At 36.4% G+C, this 2250-nt stretch carries 2 protein-coding genes; both read left to right on the top strand.

The features are described from left to right. Positions 1-111: 111 nt before the first annotated feature. Complete coding sequence (gcvPA, locus tag AC3AX0_RS11885; RefSeq protein ID WP_487550495.1) at positions 112-1500, top strand: aminomethyl-transferring glycine dehydrogenase subunit GcvPA; 1389 nt, start codon at positions 112-114, stop codon at positions 1498-1500. A 16-nt stretch (positions 1501-1516) separates the two neighbouring features. Further along, the coding region (locus tag AC3AX0_RS11890; protein WP_487550496.1) for a PLP-dependent aminotransferase family protein at positions 1517-2250 on the top strand (734 nt) is incomplete at its 3' end.

The raw sequence follows: 2250 nt of genomic DNA on the forward strand, positions 1-2250 counted from the left end.
TCTTAAGGATATTGGCAAGGGAATAGAAGTTATGAAAAACAGAGAAGCTGTAAAGGTGATACTTTACCCTTAGTATAATAAATTTGAATGAATCTAGTTTGGAGGTGCTTTATGAGTGAAAGTATAGTTTATCCATATATACCTAATAGTGTGGATGAAATAAAAAATGAAATGATGAAAGAAATTGGCATTGAAAGTGTTGAAGAATTGTTTGAATCTATTCCTAAACATCTAAGAATTAATGGAAAATTGAATATCCCAGGTCCAATACTTTCGGAAATTGAATTAAAGAAACATGTAGAAAACAAGTTGAGAAAAAACATTTCTTGTGATGAATATACAAGCTTTTTGGGAGCTGGTTGCTATAATCATTATGTTCCGGCTATATGCGATGAAATTAACGGAAGAAGTGAATTCTTAACAGCATACTGCGGAGAAACATATGCCGATCATGGAAAATGCCAGGCGATTTTTGAATATACAAGCTTGATTGGAGAATTGCTGGATATGGATGTTGTGGGACTGGCCACCTATGATGGAGGACAGGCGGCAAATACAGCAATTAGAATGACAAACAGAATCACAGGCAGGAAGGAAATTCTGGTTTCGGAAAATATCAGCAAGTCGCTGATAATGCAGATTAAGGAATTCTGTGATTTCATGACTGTGAAATATGTCAAATATGATCGTAATACGGGTAATATGGACTTGAATGATCTTGAAGATAAAATTTCTAGTGAAACATCTTGCGTTTTTATTGAAAATCCAACCTATCTGGGATCTATAGAGGATAGGGGAATGGAAATAGGCAGGATTGCACATGAATATGGTGCTGTATTTGTAGTTTCTGCAGATCCTTCATCCCTGGGAATATTAGAGACACCGGCATCATACGGTGCCGATGTGGTATGCGGAGAATTGCAGCCTCTTGGAATGCATATGGGTTATGGAAGCGGTCTTGGAGGTATAATTGCCTGCAGAAATGAAGAGAAATATATAATGAATTTGCCAAATCATTATTACAGCCTGTATGAAAATGATAATGGAGAATTGGGATTTGCAAGATCCTTGAATGTTAGAACAAGCTATCACAGCAGAGAGAATGCAGTTGAATATCTGGGCACAAATGTTGGATTATGGGCTATTACGGCAGCAGTATATCTGTCGCTAATGGGTCCTGAAGGGATGTATGACCTGGGTAAGAATATTGTTTATAAAAGCAATTATGCGAGAAAAGAATTAAACGGCATTGATGGAATAACTGTATTGTTTGATGAGAGCAGACCCTTTAAGGAGTTTGTCGTGAATTTTGACAAATCAGGCAGGAAGGTAGATGATATCAATGATCTGTTGATGAAAGAAAAAATATTTGGCGGCAAGAATTTGGTTGATGAATTTCCTCAGCTTGGACAGTCTGCACTATACTGTGTAACTGAAAAAACAACTAAGGAAGATGTGGACAATCTTGTCAGTGTCTTAAATAGTATTGTCAATAACTAACTGGAGGTGATATTTGATGACTAGTAAAGTAAGAAATTTTCATGAAGCTAAGTGGGATGAACCAATTATATTTGAATTAAGTGAAAAAGGACAACGAGGTATTTTGTTGCCTGAAATAGAGAAAGAATTGATTGAAGAGTTTGGAGATATGGAAAATTTAATTCCTCAAGGAATGATTAGAGGTAAAAAGCCGGAGTTGCCTGAAATAGCCCAGCCTCAGGTATTGAGACATTATTTGAGACTTTCTCAGGAAACTCTTGGTCAGGAGCTGAATATTGATATTGGACTTGGTACCTGTACCATGAAATATAGTCCAAAGATTCACGAACATTTTGTTAGGAATGCAAAGTTGTCTGAATTGCATCCTCTTCAGAATGCAAGTACTGCTCAGGGCATACTTGAAATCATGTATGAATTTGAACAGATCATGAAAGAAATATCCGGTATGAATGCATTCTCTTTTCAACCTGGAGGCGGAGGACAGGCGATTTATTCCAATGCTTCAATAATGAAAAAATATCATGAAGATAATGGTGAAGGCGAACAGAGAAAGGAAATAATAACAACACTTTTGTCACATCCTTTAAATGCTGCCGCACCACATACAAAGGGATTTAAGGTTATAAATCTCATACCAAATGAAACTGGCTATCCAAGTATTGATGATCTGAAAGCTGTAGTGTCGGAAAAAACAGCTGGAATATTCATAACTAATCCTGAAGATACTGGTATTTACAATCCTATAGTCAA

This window comes from Dethiosulfatibacter sp. (genome assembly GCF_983023055.1).